Source organism: Candidatus Polarisedimenticolaceae bacterium, assembly GCA_036376135.1.
GTDB lineage: Bacteria > Acidobacteriota > Polarisedimenticolia > Polarisedimenticolales > DASRJG01 > DASVAW01.
In genome coordinates, this window is record DASVAW010000132.1 from 1 (window position 1) to 21,535 (window position 21,535).

Annotated in this window: 20 protein-coding genes; 5 read left to right on the forward strand and 15 right to left on the reverse strand. The window is 71.3% G+C overall.

Annotation, left to right across the window (positions count from 1 at the left end; translation table 11 throughout):
• Nucleotides 1-84 precede the first annotated feature (84 nt).
• The 9 genes from VF139_13610 to VF139_13650 form a co-directional block, all read right to left on the reverse strand.
• Nucleotides 85-1,374 carry a Glu/Leu/Phe/Val dehydrogenase gene (locus VF139_13610; GenBank protein HEX6852428.1) on the reverse strand — a complete coding sequence of 430 codons (1,290 nt, stop codon included), beginning with the start codon at nt 1,372-1,374 and terminating at the stop codon, nt 85-87.
• A gap of 11 nt (nt 1,375-1,385) precedes the next feature.
• On the reverse strand, nt 1,386-1,685 hold the full coding sequence (locus tag VF139_13615; protein ID HEX6852429.1) for a hypothetical protein: 300 nt from the start codon (nt 1,683-1,685) through the stop codon (nt 1,386-1,388).
• 116 nt (nt 1,686-1,801) lie between these two features.
• Nucleotides 1,802-3,118 (reverse strand): sigma-54 dependent transcriptional regulator, encoded by a 1,317-nt coding sequence (locus VF139_13620; GenBank protein HEX6852430.1) that lies wholly within the window; start codon nt 3,116-3,118, stop codon nt 1,802-1,804.
• A gap of 3 nt (nt 3,119-3,121) precedes the next feature.
• Nucleotides 3,122-4,759, reverse strand: coding sequence for an ATP-binding protein (locus tag VF139_13625; GenBank protein HEX6852431.1), 1,638 nt, complete (start codon nt 4,757-4,759; stop codon nt 3,122-3,124).
• 38 nt (nt 4,760-4,797) lie between these two features.
• Nucleotides 4,798-6,090 (reverse strand): hypothetical protein, encoded by a 1,293-nt coding sequence (locus VF139_13630; protein ID HEX6852432.1) that lies wholly within the window; start codon nt 6,088-6,090, stop codon nt 4,798-4,800.
• Entirely contained in the window at nt 6,080-7,339 is a 1,260-nt protein-coding gene (locus tag VF139_13635; GenBank protein ID HEX6852433.1) for a glycoside hydrolase family 13 protein, read from the reverse strand. Before VF139_13635 ends, VF139_13630 begins: the two co-directional genes overlap by 11 nt.
• Nucleotides 7,332-8,225 carry a PfkB family carbohydrate kinase gene (locus VF139_13640; protein HEX6852434.1) on the reverse strand — a complete coding sequence of 298 codons (894 nt, stop codon included), beginning with the start codon at nt 8,223-8,225 and terminating at the stop codon, nt 7,332-7,334. Before VF139_13640 ends, VF139_13635 begins: the two co-directional genes overlap by 8 nt.
• Before the next feature lie 10 nt (nt 8,226-8,235).
• Nucleotides 8,236-9,255, reverse strand: coding sequence for a hypothetical protein (locus VF139_13645; protein ID HEX6852435.1), 1,020 nt, complete (start codon nt 9,253-9,255; stop codon nt 8,236-8,238).
• Between the two features lie 4 nt (nt 9,256-9,259).
• Nucleotides 9,260-9,805, reverse strand: a complete 546-nt coding sequence (locus tag VF139_13650) for a c-type cytochrome (GenBank protein ID HEX6852436.1) — start codon at nt 9,803-9,805, stop codon at nt 9,260-9,262.
• Between the two features lie 119 nt (nt 9,806-9,924).
• Here VF139_13650 and VF139_13655 point away from each other — a divergent pair, with 119 nt between their 5' ends.
• From VF139_13655 to VF139_13665, 3 genes are read left to right on the forward strand one after another with little or no spacing between them, the layout of a single operon-like run.
• Nucleotides 9,925-10,383 carry a pyridoxamine 5'-phosphate oxidase family protein gene (locus VF139_13655; GenBank protein ID HEX6852437.1) on the forward strand — a complete coding sequence of 153 codons (459 nt, stop codon included), beginning with the start codon at nt 9,925-9,927 and terminating at the stop codon, nt 10,381-10,383.
• On the forward strand, nt 10,380-11,753 hold the full coding sequence (locus VF139_13660) for a GAF domain-containing protein (protein HEX6852438.1): 1,374 nt from the start codon (nt 10,380-10,382) through the stop codon (nt 11,751-11,753). Before VF139_13655 ends, VF139_13660 begins: the two co-directional genes overlap by 4 nt.
• Nucleotides 11,754-11,791: 38 nt before the next feature.
• Nucleotides 11,792-12,157, forward strand: a complete 366-nt coding sequence (locus VF139_13665; GenBank protein HEX6852439.1) for a hypothetical protein — start codon at nt 11,792-11,794, stop codon at nt 12,155-12,157.
• Nucleotides 12,158-12,161: 4 nt separating this feature from the next.
• Here the strand turns inward: VF139_13665 and VF139_13670 are convergent, their stop codons facing one another.
• Nucleotides 12,162-12,581, reverse strand: a complete 420-nt coding sequence (locus VF139_13670) for a cytochrome c (GenBank protein HEX6852440.1) — start codon at nt 12,579-12,581, stop codon at nt 12,162-12,164.
• A 119-nt stretch (nt 12,582-12,700) separates the two neighbouring features.
• Here VF139_13670 and VF139_13675 point away from each other — a divergent pair, with 119 nt between their 5' ends.
• A complete protein-coding gene (locus VF139_13675; protein ID HEX6852441.1) occupies nt 12,701-13,264 on the forward strand; it encodes a sigma factor in 564 nt (187 codons plus the stop codon).
• Here VF139_13675 and VF139_13680 read toward each other — a convergent pair.
• The 4 genes from VF139_13680 to VF139_13695 are packed head-to-tail and all read right to left on the reverse strand — an operon-like array spanning nt 13,257 to nt 17,190.
• A complete protein-coding gene (locus VF139_13680; GenBank protein ID HEX6852442.1) occupies nt 13,257-13,787 on the reverse strand; it encodes a glutathione peroxidase in 531 nt (176 codons plus the stop codon). The two genes, VF139_13675 and VF139_13680, sit on opposite strands and share 8 nt — an antisense overlap.
• A complete protein-coding gene (locus VF139_13685; protein ID HEX6852443.1) occupies nt 13,784-14,443 on the reverse strand; it encodes a lysophospholipid acyltransferase family protein in 660 nt (219 codons plus the stop codon). The genes VF139_13680 and VF139_13685 overlap by 4 nt, the downstream gene beginning before the upstream one ends.
• Before the next feature lie 9 nt (nt 14,444-14,452).
• Nucleotides 14,453-15,913 carry an apolipoprotein N-acyltransferase gene (gene lnt, locus VF139_13690; GenBank protein HEX6852444.1) on the reverse strand — a complete coding sequence of 487 codons (1,461 nt, stop codon included), beginning with the start codon at nt 15,911-15,913 and terminating at the stop codon, nt 14,453-14,455.
• Nucleotides 15,910-17,190, reverse strand: a complete 1,281-nt coding sequence (locus VF139_13695; GenBank protein HEX6852445.1) for a beta-ketoacyl-[acyl-carrier-protein] synthase family protein — start codon at nt 17,188-17,190, stop codon at nt 15,910-15,912. Before VF139_13695 ends, lnt begins: the two co-directional genes overlap by 4 nt.
• Nucleotides 17,191-17,437: 247 nt before the next feature.
• On the opposite strand from VF139_13695, the gene VF139_13700 reads away from it, so the two are divergent.
• Entirely contained in the window at nt 17,438-21,226 is a 3,789-nt protein-coding gene (locus tag VF139_13700) for a right-handed parallel beta-helix repeat-containing protein (GenBank protein ID HEX6852446.1), read from the forward strand.
• Between the two features lie 3 nt (nt 21,227-21,229).
• On the opposite strand, the gene VF139_13705 is transcribed toward VF139_13700, so the two are convergent.
• Nucleotides 21,230-21,400 (reverse strand): hypothetical protein, encoded by a 171-nt coding sequence (locus tag VF139_13705; GenBank protein HEX6852447.1) that lies wholly within the window; start codon nt 21,398-21,400, stop codon nt 21,230-21,232.
• Nucleotides 21,401-21,535 lie beyond the last annotated feature (135 nt).

The window sequence follows — 21,535 nt, forward strand, 5'->3', positions numbered from 1 at the left end:
CGGCGGGCACGCTAGCCGGAAGCCCCCGGGAGCGTCAACTGCGGCGCCGTCCCGCATGGCGGTACGGGACGGCGCCGCCTCGGATCACGGGAAGATCCCGCGTTCCTTGTAGACCGTCTCGAGGCGCTGGAGGGCCACGACGTACGCCGCGGTGCGCCAATCGACGCCGCGCTCGCGCGCGATGTCGCGGACCCGCTCGTAGGCGGAGAGCACGCGGCGATGGAGCTTGCGGTCGACCTCCTCCAGGTCCCAGAACTCGCTCCGCTTGTTCTGCAGCCACTCGAAGTAGCTCACGATCACGCCGCCGCCGTTGCAGAGGATGTCCGGGATGACGGCGATCCCGCGATCGCGCAGGACCTCGTCGCCGTCGGGGGTCGTCGGGCCGTTGGCCCCCTCCGCGACGAGCCGGCAGCGAAGGGTCGCGGCGGTCTCCGCCGTGATCTGCCCCTCGAGTGCCGCGGGAATCAGGATGTCGCACTCCGTGTCGAGGAACGCGTCCTCGGGGACGGGCGAGGCACCCGGGAACCCCTCCACGCCGCCGCGACGGCGGACGTGGGCCGCGAGCGCCTCCGGATCGATGCCGTCGCGGCGGGCGATCGTGCCCGTCGCGTCCTGCACCGCGACGAGCGTCGCGCCGTGGCCGGCGAGAAGGCGCGCCGCCCAGGACCCGACGTTCCCGTACCCCTGGACGGCGAAGGTGGCGAGGGAGAGATCCAGTCCGTGGTCGCGCGCCCACGCCTCGATGCAGTAGACGACGCCCTGCCCCGTCGCCTTTTCGCGGCCGAGGGAACCTCCCGCCTCGACGGGCTTGCCCGTCACGACGTGCGTGGAGCGCTGCCGCTCCTGGGCGGGCATCATCTGGAGGTAGGTATCGAGGATCCACGCCATGATCTGGGCGTTCGTGTTCACGTCGGGGGCGGGAATGTCGTAGTCGGGCCCGATGTTCGAGCCCAGGGCGAACGTGAATCGTCGCGTGATGTGCTCGATCTCGTTCGCGGAGTACTTCGCGGGGTCGATCTGGATCCCGCCCTTTCCTCCGCCGAACGGGATGCCGGCGATCGCGGTCTTCCAGGTCATCCAGGACGCCAGCGCGCGCACCTCGTCGAGGTCGACCGAAGGGTGGAAGCGCAGCCCGCCCTTGTACGGTCCCAGCACGTTGTTGTGTTGCACCCGGTACCCCGTGAAGGTCTCGATGCGGCCGTCGTCCATGCGCACCGGGAAGTTCACGACGATCTCGTTGGTGGTCGTGGCGAGGATCTTCCGGACGTCCGGGTCGAGCCCCATGACGTCGGCGGCCCGGTCGAACTGCCGCTTCACGTCCTCGTAGACCGATCGCTTCGCAGCGACCGGCGGTCTCTCCATCACGCCGCTCATCGTGGCTCCTCCTACTCGAACTCTTCGCAGCGCCAAACCCCGGATTCGGGCTTGGGATAGGTGCAGGTGACGCGCCGCTCGCACGTCGCGCAGAGTCCCTTGAGCGCCGTCGTGCGCGGCGCCTCGGGGACCGTGAGCGCCTCCACGCCGCACGGGTCGGGAGTCTCGAGTACGAGCGGCGACAGGTCGTCGCAGAACGCGACCGGTACGCCGGGGATGCGGTGGTGGGTGCACGCGGGGGCGTGCGAACACGTCGCGCACAAACCCGTGGCGGTCGTCTCGAGAACCGGAAGCTCCATCGTCGGGGTCATCGTCGTCACCCTCCGCGAGGAAGGAAGGGCAACGCGCATGCCCGGAGAAAAGCGCGGGGATCCGTCCCGGACCGGGCGCCGCCGCGGGGCGTATCACCCCGCCGGGGCGAAGCGCCTCAGTCCTTGAGCTTCTCCCGCAGCGTCTTGCGGTCGAGCCCGAGGATCTCCGCGGCCCGGGTCTTGTTGCCGCCCGCCGCGGCGAGCACGCGGCGGATGTGCTCGGCCTCGACCTCCGCGAGCGTGCGAAGGTCGAGGCCGCTCCCCGCGGCGCTGAACCGCATGTGCGGGGGGAGGTCCGCGACCTCGACGACCTCCCGCTCGACCATCACCGCGAGCCTCTGGACGAGGTTCTCGAGCTCGCGCACGTTTCCGGGCCAGTGGTAGGCGCGCAGCACCGCGATCGCGGGGTCGCTGAAGCGGGACGGGGCGCGCCCGACCTCCACGGAGAACTTCCTCGCGAAGTGGGTGGCGAGGGCCAACACGTCGTCGCCCCGGTCCCGCAGCGGCGGGAGGTCGATCGTGAGCACGTTCAGCCGGAAGAACAGGTCCTCTCGAAACGCCCCCTTGCCGACGAGCGCCTGGAGGTTCTTGTTGGTCGCGGCGAGGATGCGCACGTCGACGGCGCGCGGGCGCGTCGCGCCGACCATGACGACTTCCTTGTCCTGCAGGACCCGAAGCAGCTTGACCTGCAGCCCCGGCGACAGCTCCGCGATCTCGTCGAGGAAGATCGAGCCGCCGTCGGCGGTGAGAAAGAACCCCGCGCGCGCCTCGTGGGCCCCGGTGAAGGCGCCTCGAACGTGGCCGAACAGCTCGCTCTCGATCAGGCCGTCCGGGATCGCGCCGCAGTTGACCGGGACGAACGGCGCCGAGGCCCGCGGGCTCGCGTAGTGGATCGCGCGCGCGACGAGCTCCTTGCCGGTGCCGCTCTCCCCCGTGACGAGGACCGTCGCCCGGACGGTCGCGGCCTTCGCGATCGCGCGGTGCACCTCGAGCATCGCCGGCGACTCGCCGAGCAGCCCGGACGGACGCGGCGCCTCGGAGGCGGCGCGCGCGGCCCGGCGCGCGCGGAGCCGCTCGAGCGCCCGGTCCACCGCGGCGAACAGCTCGTCGTCGGTGAACGGCTTCGCGAGGTAGTCGGCCGCCCCGGCCTTCACCGCCTCGACGGCGCCTCCGATCGAGGCGTACCCGGTCATCATCATGATCTCGACGTCGGGGAGGTTCTCGCGGACGTGCCGGACGAGGTCGAGCCCCGTCGTACGCGGCATCTTGAGATCGGTGACCACGAGGTCGATCGGGACCTCCTCGAGAGCGCGCAGCGCCGCGTCGACGTCCCGTGCGGTGAGCACCCGGTGGCCGCGTGCGCCGAGATTGCGCTCGAGGACCTCCAGCGTGTCCGCGGCGTCGTCCACGACGAGGATCGTCGAGCCTCTCACGCCTCACACCCCCCCGGCCGGCAGCCGGACCCGGAAACGGCTCCCCTTGCCCGGCGCGCTCTCGACCTCGATCGTGCCGCCGTGCGCGGTCACGATGCCGTGCGCCACCGCGAGGCCGAGCCCGGTCCCCTCGCCGACGTCTTTCGTGGTGAAGAACGGCGTGAAGATCCGCCGGCGGGTGGCCTCGTCCATCCCGACGCCGTCGTCGGCGATCTCGATCGCGACCCCCGCGCCGTCCGCGGCCGCCGTCGCCGTCAACCGCCCCCCTTTCGGCATCGCCTGAATCGCGTTGACCGCGAGGTTCACCACCACCTGCCGGATCTGCGCCGCGTCGGCGACGATCGCGGGAAGCGCGGCGTCGAGCGCCCGCTCGACGGCGACGCCCGCGCGCGCGCAACGCAACGCGAGCAGGTCGAGCGCCTCGCCGACGACCGCGTCGACGCGCAGCGGAGCGGGGCGCGGCGGCTCGTGCCGCGCGAAAAGCATCAGCTTGCGCACGATCTCCCGGGCGTGAAGGGTTGCCTTGACGATCTTGTCGAGATCCTGCGCCGTCCCGCGGGGAAGGTCCTCCGTCTTCCCGGCCAGCTGCGCGAAGCCCAGCACGCTCCCGAGCGGCTCGTTCAGCTCGTGCGCGACGCCCGCCGCGAGCGTGCCGATCGTGGCCAACCGGTCGGCATGCCGCAGCTGCTCCTCGAGTCGGGCCCGATCGCGGGTCGCCTTCTCGCGCTCGATCAGCCGCCCCGCCTCGCCCGCAACCGCCGCGAGCAATGCGCGCTCCTCCCGCAGGAACGGATCCTCCCCCGCGTCGAGGTCGCCGTCGTAGTGGACTTCGACCGTCCCGCGCTTCACTCCGTGCGCGACGACGTCGGCCACGAGACGGCAGGGCCCTTCCAGGAACCCCGACGTCGCGTGCGCCTCGCCGTCGACCACGATCCGCGCGGACGCGCCTGCGGGGTGCTGGAAGGCCGGAGGCAGCGACGCGGCCACACGGCGCAGCGCCTCGTCGAACGGAAGCTCCCGATCGGCCGCGACGCGCGCGACCTCGAACAGGCAGGTCAGCTCCTTGATCCGCTCGGCCAGCGCCCATCGCGCGCTCTGCTGGTCGAGGGCGACCACCAGGATCTGGGCGAGGGCCTCGTACAGTCGCGTTTCCATCCGATCGAGGGGAACGGCGCCGTCCCGGGCGAGCGCGAGCACCGCCCGCGGGTCGGCGCTCACGGCCAGCGGCAGCCAGGCCGCGGTCGTCGCCCCGTCGAGCGGGACCCCGCGAACGTGTGCCGGCCGGCGATCCTCGGGAAGCGCGCGCAGGCGGGAAAGCGTTTCGCGGTCGGCGAAGACGCTTCCCAGGCGCGTGGTGAACCGGCCCTCGGGATCGAGGCGCCGAAGCAGGCCGTCCTCGTCGGGAGCCGGGACCGCGGGTGCGCGCTCCGTGCGCACCTGCGCCGCCCCGGCGACGAGCGTCCGCGAGACCTCCTCCCCGTGCTCCCGAATGCGCAGCACGATTCGGGACGCCCCGGCATCCTCGAGGAGCAGCCGCAGGGCCCGACCGACGAACGACTCCCGCGGCCGCCCTTCCTCCGCCGCGGAGAGGATCCGCCGCGCGAGGCGGCGGTAGCGCGTGGCGTGTTCGTCGAGGGTCACCCGGGCACGGTACGACCGTCGCCGCGCCGAGGGCAAGCTCAGGGGTACGCGAGGCTCACGATCACGGAGTTCGTGTCGTGGATCGACGCCGACACGTTCCCCGTCACGACGATCCTGGAGGCGTCCCCCGAGATCGCGTCGGCGAAGAAGTAGTCGGGGTCGGTCTCGCCGTGCGCCGCCATGAGGTCGTTGACGAGGACGAACCCGACGGAGGTATTCCAGAGGAAGGCGCGTTGGGGGGGCTCGCCGTTGGAGATCACCTGCGCGCCGAGATAACCGACCACGGTCGAGCCGTCGTCGGAGACGTCGAAGGCCTCGCTGCGGTCGTAGTCCGTCTCCCGCCCGTTCTCGGGGATCGTCACGAAACCGCCTCCGACCGTCCAGACGAACGGCGCCCAGTTGCCGCCGATCGAATATGCCCCTACCGCGGCGGTCGCGGCGCGGTTCACGGCGCGGACCGACTCGACGGAGCCGCCACCCGGAGGAGCCGCGATCGTCGCCGCCCCCGAGGCGTCCCAACGCACCAGCACCCGTACGCCGCCGAGATCCGCCCACCCGATCGAGCCGCTCGCGTCGTCCGCGACGAAGAGGGCGCTCGAGGCGGTGCCGACCGCCTCCATCGGCTGCCGCTTCAGCCCGACCCAGCGTGCGGCGACGATCGACGCCTCGTCGGCCCCCGACTCGCCGACGGCGGTGCCTCCGTCGACGCTGACGTCCCAGGCGTTCGACCACGCATCGGCCGTCTCGAGCTCGCGCAGCGTCAGGCGCAACCGCCGTCCGTCGACGATCGACCACCGGGCCGCGCGCGGCGAGGCCCCCTGGGCCTGGGGAGAGACGTAGCCGACGGAGATCCGGCCGTCCGCGCTCACCGCGGCGGCACTCCCCATGCACGCGGCGCTTCCGCGCGTGGAGCACGGGAGGAAGTGGAGCCCCGCGTTCGGCGTCCAGACGAACGGCTTGTTGCGGAACTCGCGGCGCCAGAGGTTCGTGCCCACGCAGATCCCGTTGTCCGCGATCTCCGAGACGGTGTCGATCACCGACCCGTAGTAGAGGTCCTCCGGGATCGCGAAGACCCGCGTCGGCGTCGCCGGCGACGCGAGGAACGCGACGTAGGTCTCGTTGAAGTAGATCCCGTCGCCGTCGTGGTCCCATCGGCTCGAGCCCGCGACGAGGTCGCCCGCGTCGAGGTTCGTGACTCCGATCCCCGGGCCGAAGAGGTCGGGTGCCCCCGGGACCGGACGGACCTCGGTGACCACGGGAGGAGCCGCGGCCGCGGCGGAAACGGCGAAAAGGACGAACAGAACGGCGGGACGGACGATGTCAACGCGCATGGCGGACCCCCGTTTCCATGTACGCCGATCGGAGGTCGGCGTCGACCGTGATGCGGCAGACCGCCTCCCCTTCGCCGCGGACGAACCGCAGCCGCGATCCGACGGCCTCGACCACCTGGAACGAGCCGGTTCGCAGCACGGGGTGGATCCGCCGAAGCCCCATCCACGTCCGGACCGCCTGCAGCCGATCGCGGTCCCAGCGGTCGTCGGCCGCGAATCCAGCGCGGGACGCGGGGGGTGCCCCGCCCTCCATCCCCACCTCGTCGCCGTAGTACAGGACCGGCGCGCCCGGAAGGGTCGCGAGCAGGGCGACCCCCAGATCGAGCGCCTTCCGATCGCCCCCTGCGGAGGTGAGGAACCGCGCCGTGTCGTGGGTCGAGAGGAACGTCCAGGACGTCAGCGTGTTCTCCCACGGGTAGAGCGCGTGCAAACGCTCCAGTTCCGCGGCGAATCGCTCCGCCCCCGAGGCGCCCACGACGAACGAGGTGACCGCGCCGTGCCACGGATAATGGGTCACGCCGTGCCAGGCGGAACCTCCGACCCGGTCCGGAGCGGGTGGCCACGCCTCGCCGACGAGGAGCGCCTCCGGGCAAACCTCGCGCGCGCGTTCCCGCAGCTCGGCCCACAGTTCGGGAACCTCGATCTCCCCCGCCGCGTCGAGCCGGAACCCGGAGACGCCGCGACGCAGCCAGAACTCGAGGACCTTCGCGGCGTGCTCGCGCACCGCGGGCTCGTGGTGGTTCAGGACGGGCATCGACGCGTTCCCGTTCCAGCCGCGGAATCCGGCCCCTTCCCGCACGAACCAACGCCGCCAGGGCGATCGCTCGCCGTAGGTGAGCACGTCCTGGAATCCCCGGTATCCGCTGCCGACATGGTTGAGGACCGCGTCGAGGACGACGCGAAGGCCGCGGGAGAGGGCCACGGCGACGAACCGGTCGAACGCGGCATCGCCGCCGAGCATCGGGTCGACGGCAAAGGGATCGACCGGCTTGTATCGGTGGTACGCGGGGGAGGGCCACACCGGGGAGAGGAGAATCGCGTCCGCCCCGAGGCTCGCGATGTGGTCGAGCCGGGACGCGGCACCGTCGAGGTCGCCGCCGCGATAACCACGCACCTCGGGGCCCGAGTCCCACGGGGCGAGAGCCGACGCGTCGAGCGTGGCGGGAGCGCTGCCGCTCCGCGCGAACCGGTCCAGGAAGATCGCGTAGAAGACCGCGCCCCGCGCCCAGGCGGGGGTGCCGTCACTCATCGAGCGCCTCGAGGTCGGCCTCGACGCGCGAGGCCGAAAGCTCCGGGTGGGCCAGCTCGGTCGAGCGCACGCACCACGCGGCCACGACCGCTCCGGCGCGAAGCTGGCGCTCGACGGGGTATCCGCGGACGTGGCCGAACAACGCGCCGGCGAAGAAGGCGTCGCCCGCGCCGTTGGTGTCCACCGCGGCGACCCCCGGCACCGCCGGGATCCGAATCCACCTCCCCTCGCCGGTGAGCGCGAGCGCCCCGTCCCTGCCGAAGGTGCAGACGACGAGTCGTTTCCCGGCGGCGACGATCCGCTCCATCGCCGCCCGCGGATCCTCCAGAGCGTCGGCGCTGAGGAAGATCCGGTCGGCCGCCTCCACGAAGTCGGAGTGGTAGGCGTTCCTCCCGTCCCAGTCGTGCAGGTCGCACCAGACCTCGCGCCCGGCGGCGCGCAGCGCGGGAAGCAGGCGCCGCGCGTAGTTCATGATGTTGACGACGACGTGGTCGTGCGACGCCGCGAGCGATTCGAGCGCGGGCAGGTCGATCGCGGGCTCGAAGGTCGCGGGTTGGGCGTAGATCGACAGCCGTCCGCCCGCGTCGTCCATGAGATTGACGTGGCGCTCGGTTCCCGCCGGGTCCCTCTCCGTCACCAGACGCACGCCCGCCTCGCGCAACGCGGCCTGCGCGCGGCTCCCGGGGTCGTCCTCGCCGAGCAGCGCGTGCAGCGTCGTGGGGAGGCCGAGGCGCGCGAGGTTCATCGCCTTCCCCGCGCCGGTCGACCCGACGGTTTCGCGCGCGCCCTTCGCGAAGACGGTTTGCGGCCGTCCTTCCGGCAGACGATCGAGTCGGACGATCGTGTCCCAGGAAACGCCGCCCACCACGAGCACCGAGCCCGTCATGGCGCGGAGGTTACCGCGCCGCGCCGCTCGCGGGAAGGTCGTCGGCGATCCACCCGCGGATGAGCTCGATCGCCTCGGCGTCGGCGACGACCGTCCCGAGGGGCGGCATCTGGGACATGGGGCGGCGCGACTTCATCCGGTGGAGGAGCGCGCTGTTCTCGGGGGCCCCGGGGGCGATGCGGCGCGAGCGCTCGGGAGCGATCCCCGGAACGGCGTAGATTCCCGCGACGTCGACGGTGCTCCGAAACACCGCCGACCCCGGCTCGTGCGCGAGCACCAGGCCCAGGCGCGCGAGCGGACCGTGGGAGTTGTGGCAGGCGCCGCAGTTCGCCGCGAGGTAACCGAGCGCCGCGCGCTCGCGAGGCGTCGCCGCCTCGATCCTGGGCGGGTGTTCGACCCACTCGCGACGATCGGGGACCAGGCGCCCCTCGTCGACGAGGGAGCGCAGGGTCACCATCCCCGGCCGGAGCGGCTCGGCGTGCGGAGCTGCGGGGTCGCGGTCGTCGGAAAGCTGGAGCGCGTCGAACCCGAGCGACTCCCCCTTCCCGCCGCGGTGACAGGCCACGCAATCGGTGCGGGCGGGGATCGAGTGGAATCTCCCCGGCGCGACTTCGGCGACGTTCGGGACCCCCTCCTCCGGGGCGAGGTACGCCTCCGACTGCTCGTCGTTCCAGACGTACGATGCGAACAGCCACGCGTCCTGTCCGGTCTTCCAGACCAGACGCGTCTCGACCTTCTTCCCGCCGAACGCGAACTCCTTCCAGAGCTTCGTCCCGACCGGAAAGGACCAGCGGAAGGGGTCGGTCGTGTCGATCGTCGTCCCGTCGGGAATGAAGATCCACCGCGACTTCACCGCGCCGTCGGTCCAGAGCGGGTACTGGGGCGAGAAGGGGCGGTTGCGCGCGTCGACCACCGCGGTCCCGCGACCGGCGTAAAGGCCGGTCTCGGTGAGCCGCTGCGGCGGCTGCGTCGTCGCCGCGCCGAGCGCGGCGACCCCCGCGAGCGCCGCGAGGATGGAGCGCGCGCGCATCGGCCTATTCCGCCGGCTCGATCGGCTGCGGAACCTTGTTGCGGACGGGCTCGAGCGACCGGAGGTAGGCCCACAGGTCGGCGAGGTCCTCGTCGGTGGCGGCGCCGAGCATGAAGTACGGCATCGGCGGGAGGATCGGTCGCCCCTGCCCTTCGTGACGGCCGGTGCGCATCGTCTGCTTGAAGGTCTCGAACGTCCACTTGCCGAGGCCGGTCTCCATGTCCGGGGTCAGGTTCGCGGCGAAGCTCGTCCCCCACGGGCCGGCGAAGGCGGTGTTGGTTGCGCCCCCGACCCACACCCACGGACCTTCGGGGAGCTTGGGTGCCGGAGGCATCACGAGGTCCTGCGGGTGACCGGTCAGGGCGCGGCTCATGTCCATCTCCGGACCCTTCGGTCCCATCTTCCAGGGGGTGTGGCAGTCGTTGCACCCACGCGTCCGCACGATGTAGGCGCCGCGCTCCGCGCTCCCCCTCACGGGCTTGAGCTCCTCGGATGCCGTCGCGGGAAGGGCGGCGGCGAGGGCGGCGATCGCGATCCAGGTCGTTTTCATGAGGTCCTCCTTCGTCGTTCCGCCTCATGAGACGCCCGAAACCGGAGGACGCCGCCATCACGAATCCCTAAACTCTTCCTAACTGTTTCCTAAGTTGGTACCGTGGGGTCGAGCGCCCCATGCTGAGTGAAGAAGTTGCAAGTTTTCTGACTTCCGGGCTGTCGCTGAACGTCGCCACCGCCTCCCGGGAGCTCGAACCCAACGGCACGCGTGCCTTCGCCGCCGTCGTCGAGCCCGACCTCGCGCACGTGGTCGTCTTCGTGCACGCGAGCGTCGCGCCGGCACTGGTCCGGGACCTCGCCGAGAATCCACGGATCGCCCTGACCTTCGGGAGGCCGGTCGATCACCGCACCTGCCAGATCAAGGGCACGTTCGTCGGGAGCCGCGAAGCGACGGCCGACGACGTCGAGGAGGTCGCGCGGCAGGCGGAAGGGTTCGCCCGGAGTCTCGAGACGATCGGCATCTCGCGCGACCTGATGGCGGGGTGGAGCCCCTGGCCCGCGGTGGCGCTTCGGTTCCGCGCGACGGAGAGCTACGAGCAGACCCCCGGCCCCGGTGCCGGCGAGCCGCTGCGATGAGCGTCACCCTCGAGAGCCTGACCCCCTGTTTCCAGGGACTGATCCCCGCGACGTTCTACACCTGCTCGCGGTCGGCGGAACCGAACGTGGCGTTGTTGAGCCACGTCGATTACGTCGACCGGAACCACGTCGCCCTGTCGTTCCAGTTCTTCAACAAGAGCCGGCGCAACGTGGCGGAGAACCCGCGCGCGCTCGTGCGCGTCTACGATCCCGACACCCTGCGCTGCTGGAGCCTCCGGCTGCGCTTCGTCCGATCGGAGACCGAAGGACCGGTCTTCGACGCGATGGCGCTGCGCATCGAGGCGATCGCCTCGCACGAGGGGCTCAAGGGGATCTTCCGACTCCGCGCCGCGGACATCTACGAGGTCCTGTCGATCGAGTCCGCGCCGGACGAGCCCGGGATCCCCGTCCCCGAGGATTGCCCGCGCCGCGCGGCCGCGACGGCGGACGCGTTGTTCACGATGCGCGCGTTGCAGGAGTTCTCGGAACGCATCCATCGTACGTGCAGCCTCGAGGCGCTGCTCGACGCGGTGCTCGAAACCCTCGAGCATCAGTTCGGCTTCGCGAATTCGATCATCGTCCTCACGGGGGAGCACCCCGGCCGCCTCGTGACGATCGCCAGCCGCGGCTACCCCGAAAGCGGCGTCGGCTCCGAGGTCGGGATCGGCGAGGGAATCATCGGCATGGTCGCCGAGGCGCGAAAGCCGATCCGCATCTCCGGGATGCTCCGCGAAATGCTCTACGCCCACGCCGTCGCGATGCGCGCGCAGGAACAGGGCATCCGCGCGGAGTGCGCGATCCCCCTCCCCGGACTCCGGCAACCGGAGAGCCAGCTCGGCATCCCGCTCCTCGCCCACGGCGAGCTGATCGGGGTGTTGTGCATCGAGAGCGAGACTCCCTACCGCTTTCACGAGCAGGACAAGGCCTTCTTCGAGCTGCTCGGGAACTACCTCGCGATCGCGATCCAGAACACGCTCCTGCGCGAGCGGTCGGAGGACGCGGAGGAGCCCGCGCCTCCGGCCGCCCCCGCGCCGGCGAAGTCGACGAAGCGCCTCGAGGCGACGTATTACGCCGCCGACGAGACGGTCCTCGTGGACGGCGAGTACCTCGTGCGAAGTCTCCCCGCGAAGATCCTGTGGAGGCTGCTCCGGGAGCACGCGACGACGGGGCGCACCGAGTTCACCAATCGCGAGCTTCGTCTCGACAAGACGCTCAGCCTTCCCGAGTACAAGGACAACCTCGAAAGCCGCCTCATCCTGCTGCGGCGCCGCCTCGAGCAGCGCTGCCCCGAGATCCGGATCGACCCGGCGGGACGGGGGAGGTTCGTGTTGGCGCTCGGGGCCGAGATCGCATTGTCCGAGCGCGCCTGAGCGCCTTCCCACTAGAATGACCGGTCGGAGGTTCCCCGATGCCCTATGAGCTCTGGAAAGTCGTCCACCTGATCGGCGTCATCGCGCTGTTCTCCTCGCTGGGCGGGCTCGCGGCGCTTTCGCTCGTCGGACGCCCCGAGGCGTCGAAACCGTTCAAGGTCCTCCACGGCGTCGCGTTGTTCGTGATCTTCCTCGCGGGGTTCGGCCTGCTCGCCAAGCTCGGCATGGGGGGCCCCTCCTCCTGGGGGGTTTGGGTCTACGTGAAGCTCGGGGTCTGGCTCGCGCTCGGCGCGGCGCTCGCGTTCGTCAAGTCCGCGGGACGCAACGCCACCGCCGTGCTGCTGCTCTGCGCCCTGCTCGGCGCGATCGCGGCGTGGGCGGCGGTGGCGAAGCCGGGGATGTAGGCCTTCAGCGCTGCTGCATCGACTCGAGGTGGTCGGCGAGGGCGCGGGCCCGCATCTCGAGCACCGCGGGGTCGTCCCCGACCCGCAACCGGAAGATCGTTCCCCAATCCGGCATCGGGGTCGTCGTGGGGCTTTCCGCGTGCCCCGACCTGATCGTCGCGAGCACGTGCCGGCGCGGGAATTCCGGCGAGTGGGTGAGCGTGAGCGCGGTCAGGTCGGCGGGTTTGTTGGCCAGCACGGGAGACACCCCGCCGTCGCCCCTTCCGTCCTCGCCGTGGCAACGCGCGCAGTACGTCGCGTACATCGCGGCCCCCGCGGTCGGCGGCGGAGCCGATCCCTGGATCAACTCGATGCGCTGCGCCTGGGCGGCCCCGAGCACGAACCCCGAAGCCACCGCGACGGTCACGAACCAGCGGGTTTTCATGGCTGCCTCCTTCCTTTCCACCCCCTGGTGGTCGGCCTGGGCCGGGCGTGACGCAACTCGCGAGAAATCCCGCCCAACGCCGGCCTCCCGGGCCCCGTACCCTTCCCGGAGGGAACGTCATGGAGCCCGGAACCGGCCTTCTCGACGACGCGGATCTGGCCCGGCGGATTCGGGATGGGGACCTCGCGGCGGAGGAGGAGTTCGGACGGAGGTACGGGCGGCGGCTGCGCGCGATGATGCTCGCCCGCACCCGCAACCCCGCCGACGCGGAGGATCTCGCCCAGGAGGCGCTGCTCGCCGCCCTGCAGGCGCTGCGCGCGGGACGGATCGACTCCCCCGAACACCTCGCGGCGTTCGTCCACGGGATCGGCCGCAACGTGGTCGCGGGCTTCGCGCGGACCCGCGCGCGACACCCCGCGGAGGTCACGCTTCCCGAGGACCTGCGCGCGCGGCGGACGCGTTCGCGCATCACCCGCGGCAGCACGATCGCGAAGGCCATGCGCGGGGTCGCGGGGCTGAGGACCACCGACCGCGCGATCCTCGCGTTGTCCTACTGGTGCGGGCGCTCGGGGCCGGCGATCGCGCGGGCGCTCCACCTGCGTGGCGATCTGGTTCGAGCCCGGAAGGCCCGGGCGCTCCGCAAGCTCGCGCTCGCCCTCCGCGGCGGGCGAGCCGCTACTTGAGCGCCGACTCGATCGCGGCGCGCAGCTCGTCGCTCTCCGGCGTCGTGCGGCTGCCGAACGAGGCGCGTACCCGGCCGTCCCTGCCGACCAGGTACTTGTGGAAGTTCCACTTCGGCTCCCCTTGGCTTGCCGTGAGGAACGCGTAGACGGGCGACTGGCCGGCCCCCTTCGTGACGACCTTCTCGAACATCGGGAACGTCACGGCGTATTTCTTCTCGCAGAACGTCCTGATCTCTTCGGCGGTGCCGGGCTCCTGCCCTCCGAAGTCGTTCGACGGGAACCCCAGGACGACGACGCCTTTGTCCCTGTACTCCTTCCAGAGCTTCTCGAGCCCCGCGTACTGGGGGGTGAAGCCGCATTCGGACGCGGTGTTCACGACGAGCACGACCTTGCCCTTGTAGTCGGCGAGGCTCTTGGCGTCGCCGCTCAGGGTCCTGACGTTGAGATCGAAGAACGACATCGGCTTCTCCGGGGGGGCGCCGGTCGCCGCGAGCGCGACGGCGAGGAACGCGTCGAGGATCATGGGGCCTCCTTGGCGGTGAGGGCCCGGGAAGTGTTCCACACCGACGGCCTGGCCGCGAGGTCGGCGATCGACGCCATGACGCGGTCGACGAACGCGCCGACTTCCCCCCGCGACGGGAAGGGCGTCGGAGCTCCGGGGAAGAACAGCGGCCTGCCGAGGTGCAACTCGACGGTCGAGCGCCGCGGAACCCACCGATGGCGCGGAAGGCTCTCGTAGGTACCGCGGATCCCGCACGGCACGACCGGCGCGCCGGACTCGGCGGCGATGCGGCCGATCCCCGGACGTCCCGACCCGACCGATCCGTCGCGGGAGATCCTCCCTTCCGGGAAGATCGCGACGGTCGCCCCCTCGCGCAGCGCCGCCACCACGCGCTGGACCGTCGCGAGAGGGTCCTTCGCGTCGGCCGGGACCACCCCCAGGCTCCGGAACGCCGCGGTCCAGAGCGGCGAGCGCCGGAACCACGGCTCGTTGATCAGAAATCGGACGGGCCTCCTCGGGAAGAACCCACCCACGAACCAAGGATCCATGTACGAGGCGTGGTTCGCCGCAACGATCAGCGGGCCGGAGACCCCCGCGTGCTCGGCGCCGTGGACCTCCACGCGCCAGAACCATCGCGTCGCCGGCGCGACGAGCAGATTGACGCGGTAGAGCCACATCGACCGCGCTCAGCGACGTGCGAGCGAGGTGGGGCTCCGGTCGGCGGCGTCCGTCGGGCGCATCGCCGTCGCCTCCCCCCAGCGCGTGGAGTTCCGTAACCTGCCTGCCGGGTCGATCGCCGCGGAGATTCCGTTGTTCGCGGCGCGCACGACGGGGAGGTGCGTTTCCCTGGCCCTCGCCGCGACCATCCTCGCGTGCCATTCGGGAAAGACGCTCCCGTCCCACCACGCGTCGTTCGTCAGCACGACGAGGAGGTCGGCCCCGGCGTCGCGGTATCGACGCGCGAGCGCGTCGTACATCCCCTCGAAGCAGATCAGCACGCCGATCCGGGCCCCGCCCACCTCGAAAAGCGGCGGGGGCGGCCCGGGAGTGAACGGCCCGAGCAGGGTCAGCAACGACCGACGCTCCCCGGCGGTGCGCCGGTGCGGATCCCAACCGAACGCCCGCACGAACGGAACCCCTTCGACGAACGGGAGCAGATGCTGCTTTCCGTACCAGACGGCCGGTCGGCCGTCCGGATAGGCGATCGCCGCCCCGTTGTAAAGGGCGGTCACGACCCCCGCGTCGCGTCTCGCGATCTCGCAGCCGTAGAGGATCGGCACTCCGACACGGCGGGCGAGCGCCTCCATCTCCGGGTCCCGGAACGCCGCGGCACCGTCCCAGAGGAGAGGCGATGGACGCGCCGTTTCCGGCCAGACCACGAGGTCGGCGTCGCGGGCGGCATCGACGGTCAGCCCCTCGAGCCGGGCCCAGAGCGCCGGCCAGCGGTCCTTCCGCATCTTGTCGGCGAGCTCCACCGCCGGCTGCACGACCCCGACGCGCAGGGGGTGAGGCGCGGGAACGGACGGACCGACGGCGTCGAGGAGCACGGGGCTCAGCCAGACCGCGAGCGCCGACGACGCCCAGACCGCCGCCCGGGGCCGGCTGCCCCTCGTCTCGATCGCGCGATCCAGGAGCGCGGCGCTCGCGAACACGAGGACCTCGAGCCCGGTCGGCCCGATCCACGGGCTCGCGGCGAGCCACGCGGGGTCGGTGCCGAAGGCGTGCGCCAGCCGATCCGCGGGGAACGAGAGGTCCCCCAGCGTGCGCAACCAGCCCCCCAGGACGTACAGCGCGCCGAACCCGACGCCGCGAGGAATCCGAAGACGCCGCTCGAGCACGAAGGCACCCCAGCACTCGAGCACGCCGAACGGCAGGATGAAGACGATGGCCAACGCGTAGATCGCGATCGCCAGCGGCGAGTAGCTCAGGAGCGCGAGGAGGAAGTGCGCCGCGACGACGTACCTCGCGGCGCCGAAGGCGAGCCCGAAGGCCACCGCTCCGCGCGGCGTCCGGACCCGACGCAACCCGCGCATCGCCAGGAGCATCGCGACCGGGAACAGCGGCGCCAGGCCGAGCGGAAGCCAGCACAGCCCCGCGAGCCCCCCGGCGGCCGTCGCGGCGAGCACGAACGATGCGTCGCGCCTCACGCGCGCACCAGCACGAGGCACGCGTTGTGCCCGCCGAAGGCGAACGAATTCGACATCGCCGCGAGCGGCGAGACGTCGCGATTCTCCCGCGGGAGGTTCAGATCGCACGCCGGGTCGGGGCGGTCGAGGTTGACGCAGCGGTGGACCAGCCCGCGCGCCAGCGAAAGCGCGGTCGTGATCGCCTCGATGCCGCCCGCGGCGCCGATCGCGTGGCCGGTCATCGCCTTCGTCGAGTTGACGAGCAGGTCCGCCGACTTGCGACCGAAGACCCGGTGGATCGCCTCGGCCTCCTGGGGATCGTTGCGCCGGGTCGCCGTGCCGTGGGCATTGAGGTAGCCGACGTCCCCCGGGGCGAGATCGGCGTCGGCGAGAGCCCCGCGCATCGCGCGCACGATCTGCCCGCCGCCGGGCTCCGGCTGCATCATGGAGTGCGCGTCGCAGGTCGCCGCGTACCCGGCGATTCGCGCGTAGGCCCTCGCCCCGCGCGCGCGGGCGTGCTCCTCCCGCTCGAGCACGAGCAGGCCCGCACCTTCCCCGAGCACGAAGCCGTCCCGGTCCACGTCGAACGGGCGCGACGCGCGCTCGGGCTCGTCGTTGCGCGTGGACAACGTCCGGAGCAGGTCGAACCCCAGCAGGCCGTAGCCGTCCACGTCGGAGAGCGTCTTTTCCACGCCCCCGGCGAGCGCCACGTCGAGCACGCCGTCGCGGACGAGGCGATACGCGTCTCCGATCGCCATCGTCCCGGCGGCGCACGCGGTCGAGACCGTCTTGTTCTCGCCGCGGAATCCGAAACGGATCGCCACCTGCGCGGGGAGGGCGTTGGGGATCAGCATCGGAAGGGCGTAGCGCAGGGTCCCCGAGAACCGTTCGCCCAGGACCCACGCGCGGTGGGACTCCTCGAGGGTGCACAACCCGCCGATCCCGGTGCCGAGCACCACGCCGACGCGATCGGCGTCGACGCCTTCGAGCGCCTCGGACGATCGCGGCGAGAGCCCGGCATCCTCGAGGGCGAGCGCCGCCGCCGCGAGGGCGAACCGCGACGCCGGGTCGAGCAGATCCGCCTCGCGCGGGCTCAGCCCCAGTGCCGCCGGATCGGGGTCGTCGACCGGAGCCCCGAGGCGCGAGCGGAACCCCCGGCTCCGGAACCATGGGAACTCCAGCCGCCGCACGCCGGATGCACCGCGTCGGATGCCGTCCCAGAACGCGGCCACGCCGCACCCGATCGAGGTGATCGGACCGAGTCCCGTGATGACGACGTCCTGTCCGCGTGCGGGCATCGAACCCCCACTCCCTCCGGAGTTCGGCGCGCAGAACGTACCCACGCCCCCCGACCACGGCCATAAGTTCTTTGTTTGTATGAAGTTATGACATAGCGCCCATCGTGCAGCAGCATCTTTCGCATGCGGGGCCGGAGTGCTAGCGTGAGCGACGCGAGGTCCCGACGAGCGCCGTAGCGGCCCCTCCCGGCCCCACGGCGTCGCGCGACGTTCGCCCCGATGGACGCTCGCGACGGGGGCGAACGCCATGTCCAGGAAGTTCCGCGGGGCAGCCGGCGCGCTGGCGCTGGCGCTCTTCACCTCCGCGCACGCGGCGATCGTCCACGTGCGAACCGGCGGCAGCGACGCAAACTCCGGCGCCGACTGGGAGCAAGCCAAGGCCACGGTCCAGGCCGCGATCGACGTCGCGCAGGCGGGCGACGAGATCTGGGTCGCGACCGGCTTCTACCACCAGCGCATCCACAACCGTCTCGTCGCGGGGAACGCGATCGACGTCGCCTTGTACGGCGGGTTCGCCGGGACCGAGACGTCGCGCGACCAGCGCGACTACGTGACGAACCCCACGGTGCTCCACGGCGACAACGCGGGCGTCGTCGTGTCGATCACCGGTGGGGCGGGGCCCGAGACGCGCATCGACGGGTTCGTGATCACCGGGGGGAACTCCAACGGCGGAGGCGGGATCGCGATGACCGCCTCGGCGCCGGTGATCGCGAACAACGTGATCAAGTTCAACCTGACGAGCGGCCCCGGCGCGGGGATCCTCAGCTACGCCTTCGACCCGGTGCGAAACCTCCAGCCCGTGATCACCCACAACGTCATCACCGACAACTTCTCCTACGAAGCGGAGGGGGACGGCGGCGGCATCGGGTGCGTCGGGTCCAGCCCCGAGATCAGCTGGAACTTCATCGCGCGCAACCGCGCGAACCAGAACGGCGGCGGCATCGTCTGCTGGGCCGCGGGGGACGAAGCCGCGCCCCTGTCCTCCTCCCCCACGATCGCGAACAACTGGATCGTCGCGAACTCGGCCAACATCCTCGACGGAGGCTCGGACCAGAACTGGGGCGGCGGCGCCATCTTCGCCTCGGCGACGGACATGACGGGCGAGCCGATCGGCGCGGACAGCGAGCCCACGATCGTGAACAACGTGATCGCCGCGAACGGCGCCTGGCGCGGCGGCGGGATCGCGCTGATGAACTCGATCCACTCCTCCGCGACCGTGGTCAACAACACGATCGTCGGCAACAGCGGCGCCGGGGTCTTCTGGGAGAACACCGCGCCGAAGCTCGCCAACAACGTCGTCGCGTTCAACACCATGGGTCTCTCGCGCAACCCGGTCGGGAACACGGAGGCGACGATCGTCGCGAACGACGTGTGGGGGAACCAGCTCCACGGGCTCGACATGGACTACGTCCGCCTGGACGATGCGACCGGGAGCAACGGGAATCTCTCGGCCGACCCCCAGCTCGCGAACTGGAAGATGCGCGGGATGCGCCTCCAGCCGTCCTCCCCCTGCGTGAACGCCGGCTCGTCGACGTGGATCCAGGGGAGCTGGCCCGACCTCGACGGCCAGGCCCGCACGCTCGGCGCCGCGGTCGACATCGGCGCCGACGAGTCGGACGGAACGCCGTGGAACGTGACGGGGGCCCGGTTTCACGTGAAGCCTACGGGAAACGACGCGTTCGACGGGCTCGGCTGGGCGACCGCGAAGCGGACGGTGCAGGCCGCGCTCACCGCGACCAGGGACGCGCCCGGGGAGGTCTGGGTCGCCGCGGGGACCTACCTCGAGCACGTCACCGTCGGCGCCTTCGCCTGGCTGTACGGCGGGTTCGCGGGGAACGAGACCGCATTCGTGCAGCGTGATCCCGCGACGAACGTGACGATCCTCGACGGCGGCGGCACCCCGACCGTCGTGACCAGCGAAAACGCCGGCTACCTCGCGAGCACGATCGACGGGTTCACGATCCAGAACGGCGGGCACTGGAGCGGCGGGAATCTCTGGGACGTCGTCGCCACGACCGCTCGGGGCGCCGGGGTGTACAGCCTCGTCTCGGGCCCGCTCCTCGAGAACAACGTCATCCGCCGGAACTCGACGGGGTCCCCGTTCGATCCGATGTCGCCCACGCCGGCGGGGGGCGGGATCGCGGGCTTCCTGAGCACCGTCGTGGTCCGCAACAACGAGATCACCGACAACGAGATCCTGGGGATCGCCGGCACCGGCGGCGCGATGTGGTTCAACCTCTCGTGGCCGCTCGTCGAGAACAACCGCATCCACCACAACTACGGGAAATACGGCGCCGCCTTCTACGCCTTCGCCTCCGCGCCGCGCCTGACCGGCAACGTGATCGAGTCCAACACGATGTACAACTGGAGCGGCCTCGTGAACGGGCCGACGACGGGGGCGGTCGAGTTGTTCGAATGCCTCGACTACCTCGTCGATGCGAACGTCTTCCGCGCGAACGTCGGAGCCTCCGGCGGCGCGATGTACGTGGGCTCGAGCTTCGCCGGGCGCGTCGAGAACAACCTCTTCGAGAGCAACCGCGCCTGGGACTACTCGGGATTCGGGCAGGGAGGCATCGGCGGCGCGATCTACATGATCGTGCCGGCGACCCCGAACGACGACCAGGCGATCGTCAACAACACCTTCGTCGGAAACGAGGCCACGAACGTCTACGCGGGGGAGCAGGGCGCGCTCGCGATCTCCCCGCTCTCCAACCGGCTGACGATCGCCAACAACGTCTTCGCGTCGAACACCTCGGGCATCTACCGCACGATCGGGTCCGAAGCCTGGACGCCCACGCTCCTCTCGAACGTCCTCTGGAACGGCGGGGCGAACTTCGTGAACCTGCAGCCCGGCCCCACCGACAGGGTGATGGATCCCCAGCTGCACGACGTCGCGGGGGCGGTCTACCACCTCGAACCGGACTCCCGCTGCGTCGACGCCGGCGTGAACGCGGCGTTGCTGCGCCGGGAGGCCGACGTCGAGGGCCACCCCCGCATCGTCGACGGGAACTACGACGGAACCGCGATCGTCGACGTCGGTGCCTGCGAATGCCCGCGGGACCGCGACGACGACGGGGTGCTCGACGACGTCGACGCCGACGACGATGCCGACGGCGTGACCGACGCGCTCGACAACTGCGCCTTCGACGCCAACCCCGCGCAGGCGGACCTCGACCTCGACGGGAAGGGTGATGCCTGCGACCCCGACGCCGACGGCGATCGCGTCGACGAGTCGCACGCGTCGGCCTCGCGCCTGCCCTTCGCGGCGAAGGACGCGACGGGTGCCTCGAGCACGCTGCCGACGCAGCCCGCGAACGCGTACCTCCAGGTCGTCGTCTGGGACGGCGCGGGCACGAACGGTCTCGGCTGGTGGGACGCGACGAACCGGGACTGGATCGACGGAGGCGTCGCCGCCTATCGCAAGCCGATGGCGATCTACGTCGATCCCGGCGCCTGCGGCTGCATCGACCTGCGCGAGGGGGACACGCTGGCCGTCGACACCGACACCGGGACGATCGTCGCGCTCCTGCCGGACCGTCCCGCGGGCTGGCAAGGATGGCTGTTCGTCGCCGACGACGGCTCGACCTGGCTCGAGGACACGATGGCGACGCTCGCACGCGGACCCGCTCCGCTCCCCGGGGACAACTGCGCCGGCGCCTTCAACCCCGCGCAGAGCGACGTCGACGCCGACCTCGAGGGGGATGTTTGCGACCTCGACGACGGGATCGTCACGTTCACGGCGCATCGCGACGACGGGCTCGACTGGCAGGCCGAGACCGGGTTCGCGGCCTGGAACGTCTACCGCGGCGATCTCGCGGTCCTGAAGGGGACCGACGTCTACACGCAGGCGCCGGGGTCGAACCCGCTCGCCGCGCGGTGGTGCGATCTCGCCGCGACTTCGCTGTCCGACGCGACGCTCCCGGTCGGCGGCGCGACGGCCTTCTACCTCGTCACCGGCGAGAACGCCGGCGGCGAGGGAACGCTCGGGATGCGCAGCAACGGCAGCCCGCGTCCGAACGCGACCCCCTGCCCGTGATCGCTAGAACGGGCTTCCGTCGTCGACGACCGCGCCGAGCGGCGTCGGCTCGGGGTCGTTCGCGGCGGTGATCCAGGTCGCGGCCGCGATCGCGCCGCCCAGACCGATCGTCCCTGCGAGAAGCCACGCGATCGCGGTGGCGATCGCCGCCCTGGGTTCCGTCTGCGTCGTCATCGTCGTGCCCTCCTGCGTCGATCCCGCCGCTACAACATCCCTAGGCCTCCGGAAAACACTGACTATGCTGTCTGCAAGAAACATGTATCCACAAAACGGGAATGCAAGTGTCTCCCGCCTCATGAATTGCCACTG

Excerpts from the sequence above, each read along its gene's own strand:
- VF139_13675 (HEX6852441.1), top strand. The coding sequence starts at position 12,701 with ATGGAGCCCGGAACCGGCCTTCTCGACGACGCGGATCTGGCCCGGCGG.
- VF139_13640 (HEX6852434.1), bottom strand. The coding sequence starts at position 8,225 with ATGACGGGCTCGGTGCTCGTGGTGGGCGGCGTTTCCTGGGACACGATC.
- VF139_13635 (HEX6852433.1), bottom strand. The coding sequence starts at position 7,339 with ATGAGTGACGGCACCCCCGCCTGGGCGCGGGGCGCGGTCTTCTACGCG.
- VF139_13650 (HEX6852436.1), bottom strand. The coding sequence starts at position 9,805 with ATGAAAACGACCTGGATCGCGATCGCCGCCCTCGCCGCCGCCCTTCCC.
- VF139_13705 (HEX6852447.1), bottom strand. The coding sequence starts at position 21,400 with ATGACGACGCAGACGGAACCCAGGGCGGCGATCGCCACCGCGATCGCG.
- VF139_13700 (HEX6852446.1), top strand. The coding sequence starts at position 17,438 with ATGTCCAGGAAGTTCCGCGGGGCAGCCGGCGCGCTGGCGCTGGCGCTC.
- VF139_13665 (HEX6852439.1), top strand. The coding sequence starts at position 11,792 with ATGCCCTATGAGCTCTGGAAAGTCGTCCACCTGATCGGCGTCATCGCG.
- VF139_13695 (HEX6852445.1), bottom strand. The coding sequence starts at position 17,190 with ATGCCCGCACGCGGACAGGACGTCGTCATCACGGGACTCGGTCCGATC.
- VF139_13610 (HEX6852428.1), bottom strand. The coding sequence starts at position 1,374 with ATGAGCGGCGTGATGGAGAGACCGCCGGTCGCTGCGAAGCGATCGGTC.
- VF139_13660 (HEX6852438.1), top strand. The coding sequence starts at position 10,380 with ATGAGCGTCACCCTCGAGAGCCTGACCCCCTGTTTCCAGGGACTGATC.
- VF139_13630 (HEX6852432.1), bottom strand. The coding sequence starts at position 6,090 with ATGCGCGTTGACATCGTCCGTCCCGCCGTTCTGTTCGTCCTTTTCGCC.
- VF139_13670 (HEX6852440.1), bottom strand. The coding sequence starts at position 12,581 with ATGAAAACCCGCTGGTTCGTGACCGTCGCGGTGGCTTCGGGGTTCGTG.
- VF139_13645 (HEX6852435.1), bottom strand. The coding sequence starts at position 9,255 with ATGCGCGCGCGCTCCATCCTCGCGGCGCTCGCGGGGGTCGCCGCGCTC.
- VF139_13680 (HEX6852442.1), bottom strand. The coding sequence starts at position 13,787 with ATGATCCTCGACGCGTTCCTCGCCGTCGCGCTCGCGGCGACCGGCGCC.
- VF139_13615 (HEX6852429.1), bottom strand. The coding sequence starts at position 1,685 with ATGACCCCGACGATGGAGCTTCCGGTTCTCGAGACGACCGCCACGGGT.
- VF139_13655 (HEX6852437.1), top strand. The coding sequence starts at position 9,925 with ATGCTGAGTGAAGAAGTTGCAAGTTTTCTGACTTCCGGGCTGTCGCTG.
- VF139_13685 (HEX6852443.1), bottom strand. The coding sequence starts at position 14,443 with ATGTGGCTCTACCGCGTCAATCTGCTCGTCGCGCCGGCGACGCGATGG.